The 5,817-nt window shown below is 36.8% G+C and carries 6 protein-coding genes; 2 read left to right on the top strand and 4 right to left on the bottom strand.

Features of this window, described 5'->3' with window-relative positions; translation table 11 throughout:
* Positions 1 to 72: 72 nt before the first annotated feature.
* From P9B04_RS13065 to glmS, 4 genes are all read right to left on the bottom strand, one after another.
* On the bottom strand, positions 73 to 699 hold the full coding sequence (locus P9B04_RS13065) for a hypothetical protein (protein ID WP_342055429.1): 627 nt from the start codon (positions 697 to 699) through the stop codon (positions 73 to 75).
* Positions 700 to 1,111: 412 nt separating this feature from the next.
* A complete protein-coding gene (locus P9B04_RS13060; RefSeq protein WP_342055428.1) occupies positions 1,112 to 1,528 on the bottom strand; it encodes a transposase family protein in 417 nt (138 codons plus the stop codon).
* 37 nt (positions 1,529 to 1,565) lie between these two features.
* A complete protein-coding gene (locus tag P9B04_RS25185) occupies positions 1,566 to 1,886 on the bottom strand; it encodes a PIN-like domain-containing protein (RefSeq protein WP_446718001.1) in 321 nt (106 codons plus the stop codon).
* Between the two features lie 165 nt (positions 1,887 to 2,051).
* Positions 2,052 to 3,938 (bottom strand): glutamine--fructose-6-phosphate transaminase (isomerizing), encoded by a 1,887-nt coding sequence (gene glmS / locus P9B04_RS13055; RefSeq protein ID WP_342055427.1) that lies wholly within the window; start codon positions 3,936 to 3,938, stop codon positions 2,052 to 2,054.
* Between the two features lie 177 nt (positions 3,939 to 4,115).
* On the opposite strand from glmS, the gene P9B04_RS13050 reads away from it, so the two are divergent.
* Both P9B04_RS13050 and P9B04_RS13045 read left to right on the top strand, forming a co-directional pair.
* Positions 4,116 to 5,078 (top strand): alpha/beta hydrolase family protein, encoded by a 963-nt coding sequence (locus P9B04_RS13050; RefSeq protein WP_342055426.1) that lies wholly within the window; start codon positions 4,116 to 4,118, stop codon positions 5,076 to 5,078.
* A gap of 8 nt (positions 5,079 to 5,086) precedes the next feature.
* Positions 5,087 to 5,767, top strand: coding sequence for a class I SAM-dependent methyltransferase (locus P9B04_RS13045; RefSeq protein ID WP_342055425.1), 681 nt, complete (start codon positions 5,087 to 5,089; stop codon positions 5,765 to 5,767).
* Positions 5,768 to 5,817: the final 50 nt, after the last annotated feature.

The following is a 5,817-nucleotide window of genomic DNA, read 5'->3' as shown; positions in this document are numbered from 1 at the left end:
TCTTTGTCCCCTAACTTTCGGCGAGTCCCCCCAGACTTTTTGAGAAGCTTCATTCTTATTTAGAAGAATTGATCATAAACTAACTTTGTCTTTTATTTGTTTTTTAATACTTGGACTTAAGCCCAAAATACCTAAGAGAATTAACCCGACAGTAGAAGTTGGCTCAGGAACAGAGGGAGCTGCTTCCGGGGGTTGTATATCGCTTGCTAAAAAGGTAATGTTTTGCTCAGATTCGTTGGGGTTGCTATAAACAACACTTAAAAGGTAATTACTAATCATATTTTCGGAAGCATAATCACTTAGAGCGAAAGTGAAAACATCCTCACTCCCTCCACCAACAAGAGTAGCGACTTGACTAGTTACATCTGTTATGAATGTAGTTAAAAGACTTCCATTCACCATTCCAAGATTCGTCCAATCATCCCCCGTGTATGTTATCCCCTCCAAAGTCACTGTTGGAGTATACTCATCAACACTTTCATTGGTTGTGCTGTAGAGAAAGGCTTTTTCTACTGTCGAACCTAGTGGAACATCTGCTGTGATAGTATTAACCATTCCATTGCTACTAGTGACTGTATTCATTGACCAATTCCCTGTTCCATTAAAGTGGTACGACGAAAAAACTGCTGCTTCAGCCCTCGAAGCAATCAGAAGACCACCAGAACTCAGTAATAACCCCAATGCAATATGCTTAATCATAGTTCTTTCCCAAGTAAAACCGCATCTAGGGATCGTAAAATGAGTATTTTGAATTGTCAAGAGCAGTTTCCCCCCAGAATGACTCTTTAAAGGCACTGAATACAATCCAAAATTTTGGCGAATTTAAAAAGCGTCTCACAAAAAGAATCTGTTTCAGATTGTTAACTAAATGTAAACTAGATATTTTTTAGTTATGGCGAACTTAACAAGAAGAAATAATATCTTAAAATACCTTTAAAGAATGTATGGTTTCTTGTTCTTTTGTGTCATTATTTAAAGTAACCATTTTGATCTCCGCGGGTAGTCCCGTCGGAGTTTTTGCTTATTAGACATCTCCAAGAATCTATAACCCAGTCTCAGCAATGTAAACAGGCGGATTAGACTCGATGTAAAAAAATGCCCTAAGAACGAATTAATGAGAGTTTGAAGGGACTAAATCTAATTTGGACATAAAACTATGGCTCATTCTAACGTCAATTATCTCTCCAGATTTTGAGGATTCTACTATTTCTAAAATTAGGGAACTAATTCTCAACCGAACTAATCCACAAACAGTTAACAAAACTGATTTATATCGATTTTTATGTAAGTGAAACCTTTCTTGAAACACTTTAAATACTTTAACAACTCGAATTAAATGCTCTACAAAAATTCGATTAGATGATAAAGCTTTATTTTCTTCAATTTGATTTTCTGTTAATTTTCCCTTCCTGGGCTTTTTATGCGGAGTTGTGATTTGAGTTTCTCCAATGTAAGCTTTATCTCCACTAAAAGTTTGGTATTTCTTGAATTTATTTAAAGTTTGGCGACAGATTTTTATGTCACTCATTGGTCCAGGTTTTCCAATTACTACATCAATAATATCCTCAGCTTTTGGTAAGATAATAAATTGACTTTCTCAGATCATTTTCGGAGTCTTCTATAACCTTTCTAACTTGCCGATACCGTTGAATTTGCTCAGAGATAATTTTTAGCCTATTCTGTTGATACTCAAGTGCTACCTGATGAGGAATCCAAAGTCTATCTGATATTGTTTTTAGAATTTCAAGCAAATCGTTTCTTGCTTCGAGTGGATATCGGTAAATATTTAGTAAAATATTGGTGTCAAGAACGAAAATACAGTTCTCCCATAGAAACTTAAAGTCGTCTTCATTGGGCCTGTAGTAACCAGGAAAATGCTGCTTCATCTCAAAGAAAATATATTAATTAAGACTTATAGCCTATAATAATATCACAGTTTAAACAACTTTTACTAAGCACTCATAGCGTTTCTATCACTGATCATTTCAAGAGATAAAACAGCTTCCCCAAGACGATTTAAGTAAATATGATAAAACAATAGAATAGCTTTATTATTCAACAGTAACTGATTTTGCGAGGTTCCGAGGTTGATCCACATCTAACCCCCTTCTCGCAGCAATGTGATAGGCTAATAACTGTAAAGGAATAACTGCAATTATTGGGGATAAAAGTTCATCTACATGGGGAACAAACAACAAATCATCAAAGGTTGCTCTCGCTTCATTATCATCCACAGAAGTTACCCCTATTAACCTTGCATCTCTCGCTTTTGCTTCTTGTGCATTAGACAATACTTTATCATGAACAGCCCCTGGCATAGCAATAGCAACCACAGGAACTTTGGAATCTAATAAAGCAATGGGACCGTGTTTCATTTCTCCTGCTGGATAACCTTCAGCATGAATATAACTGATTTCTTTTAACTTTAATGATCCTTCTAAAGCAATCGGAAAATTGATACCTCTTCCCAAAAAAATAAAGTCTTGAGTATCAATAAATTCGTGGGCTAATTCTTCGATTTGTTTTTCTTGTTGACTTAAAATTAATTCGATTTGACTGGGTAATTCTCGTAACCCTTTAACTAAACTTTCAAATTTATCTAAACTCAAATTTTTACGACGATAAGCTAACTCGAGCGCTAAACAATAAAACCCCATTAATTGAGCAATAAAACTCTTAGTCGCAGCAACCCCAATTTCTATTCCTGCCTGTGTATTAATAATCCGATCTACCATGTGAGCAAGGGTACTTTCGGGACGGTTTGTAATACCTAAAATTCGTGCATCGTAGGGAAATTCTAAGCCCATTTTGCGTTGCTTTTCCATTTCTAATGCAGCCAAAGTATCAGCAGTTTCCCCCGACTGTGTTACTCCAATGGTCAGGGTATTTGCTAACATGGGTGCAGGAGAATAACGAAACTCTGAAGCATACTGCACTGTAGTAGGAATACCTGCTAATTGTTCCAGCAAGTATTTACCCACCATACTTGCATTCCAACTGGTGCCACAAGCAACAATTTGAATGTAATCTACATTGTCACAAAGTTCCTCAGCTAACCCTAAATTAATGGGACTTTTTTCCTCTGCTTTTTCAACACTCCAACTAGGATCTAAATAGGTTTCTAAACAACTTCTCACCACCGAAGGTTGCTCATAAATTTCTTTGAGCATGAAGTGGCGAAACCCTTGTTTTTCGACTGTGGTGATATTCCAATCTAGGGTTCTAGGCAGCTTTTTCAGGCGTTTTAGATCAAAATCGTAAACCTCTACCCCGAGAGGTGTTAAACGGGCAATTTCACCGTTTTCTAGGGACAAAACTGCATGGGTGTGAGGAACTACAGCAGTCACATCGGATGCACAGAAAAATTCCCCTTGACCAAAACCAATAATTAGGGGAGCTTGATGCCGTGCAACAATGATTTCATCAGGGTACTCTGCACAAATAACAGCGATGGCAAAAGACCCGTTAAGACGGTGAATCGCTTTTTGCACCGCTTCTAATAATCCATCGTAATCTAAGGTTTCAGGAAGATATTGAGAGATTAAATGGGGAATGACCTCTGTGTCGGTTTCTGAAGCAAATTCACACCCTTTATCGATTAATTCTTCCCGTAATTCCTGATGATTTTCAATAATACCATTCTGGACAACCGCTACCCTTTCAGTATTGTCCCGATGAGGGTGGGCGTTATGTTCTTCTGGTTTCCCGTGAGTGGCCCAACGGGTATGACCAATACCCATTTGTGAGGGGTTGACTTCTCGTTCTAATTTTTCTCGGAGGTTGTAGAGTTTGCCTTTTGCGCGAATGCAGTGTAAATTTCCTTCTAAAACCGTAGCAATACCGGCTGAGTCATAGCCTCTGTATTCTAGTCGTTCTAAACCGTCGATTAATACCTCGGTTGCTATCTTTGTGCCTATATAGCCCACAATTCCACACATAACTTTATATATACTGAGATGATTAACTTATTAATTGTCGATGATGATAACGAAAATTACTAGGCTTTTATCATTGATCAATGACTTACCTGGTGATCATAGTATACACAGACGTGGTTTCTGTATTTTCTGTTTCAACGGCAAACCATAGCGCAAGAATTAACTAAAACTAATCTTATGGAAAAATCAACCTACTTTATCTCAAAAGAAACTAAAATCAACGGGACATTAACATTGCCGGAGGGAATTGATAAACCCCCTGTTTGTTTATTTATTGGAGGCTCTTTTCCTCAAACTCGCGATGGGAATTTAGATAACTCAAAAAAAGACTGGTTTCCTGTTACTTTACCCGATAGAAATTTGTTCAAAGATGAGGCTAAATTATTTCAAGATTTAGGTTTTGCTACTTTTAGATACGATAAGAGAGGGTGTGGTGAAAGCCAAGGTAATTGCGATGATGTAAATTTATTTGATTTAGTCTATGATGCCAGAGAAGCTATAAAATGGTTAAAAAATTTACCCGATATCAATAATCATAAAATTGGTATTTTAGGACAAAGCGAAGGCGCAGTTATTGCTTTGATGTTGGCTGCTGAAAATTTAGATTTAGACTTTTATATCTGGCAAGGAGGAGTTTATAGTAACTTAGAAACTATTTTAAAATGGCAACGGGATAATTTTTGGAAATTAGAACAAAAAGCCATTGATAACTTTAAACATACTTTTCCTTTGATGTATTGGGTTTATGCCAAAACTGAGGAATTATGTGATAATATAAAGCAGGGAAATACTTATTTTAAACTAGGGGATGAAAATTGGTCAAAGAATTTTTATCTCCCTCTCTGGAAACAACACTTTGATTATCCACCTTCTGAGTTTATTGCTAAAATTAATTGTCCTGTTTTATTATTACACGGAAAATTAGATCATAATACACCCTACACAGAAGCATTACTAGCAGAAGAATTATTAAAAAAAGCAGGAAATACCCAGGTAGAAACTCATATTTTTCCAGGATTAGATCACAGTTTCCGACGACTGGGAAACCCTGATGAAGACTTTGTAACAGCAATGAAACGTCCCCTCGACGTTGAACTTAAACAAGCTATAATACAATGGCTAAAAAAACTTGACAATTAATAATTGTTATGAACGAAGAAAATCTAAATAAATTACGCCAAAAAGTTAGAGATTTGTCCTCAGACTATCAGCAAAAAAACGATTTTACTGGATGGTTTGAGGTTATTTATACCGACGCATTAGGAAACCCAGAGGGAGTTCCTTGGGCAAAAATGCAACCCCATCCTTGTTTAGAAAACTGGTTAAAAACAGCAACTATAAGCGAGAAAAAAGCCCTAGTTATCGGTTGTGGTTTAGGAGATGATAGCGAAGTATTAGCCCAATATAATGCTAATGTTACTGCTTTTGACATTGCTCCTTCATCTATTGAATGGTGTAAAAAACGGTTTCAAAATAGTTCTGTTAATTACCTAGTGGCTGACTTACTAGACTTAGATAATGGCTGGAAAAATAGCTTTGATTTTATCTTTGAATCGAGAACAATACAAGCATTACCTATCAGTATTAGAAGAAAAGTAATAGAAGCGATCGCAACACTATTGAAACCAGGAGGAACCCTATTAATAGTTACTCGTCTGCGAGAAGGCGAAGAGGAGGACTTTCAAGGTCCCCCCTGGGCAGTTTCGGAACAAGAACTATCACAGTTGTACGAGTATGGTTACCAAGAAGTGAATCGTATCCCTTACCTTGATGCCAATAATCCATCTATAAAACAAGCATTAATTGAATATAAAAGTAACTTAGTTTAGCTTCCCTGCGAGAAGCCCCGCACTGTACCGAAGGTCAGTGTCGGGATGGG

The organism is Crocosphaera sp. Alani8 (genome assembly GCF_038442745.1).
Lineage (GTDB): Bacteria > Cyanobacteriota > Cyanobacteriia > Cyanobacteriales > Microcystaceae > Crocosphaera.
Note: the sequence above shows the minus strand (reverse complement) of the source record. Positions and strands in the feature narration are given on the sequence as shown.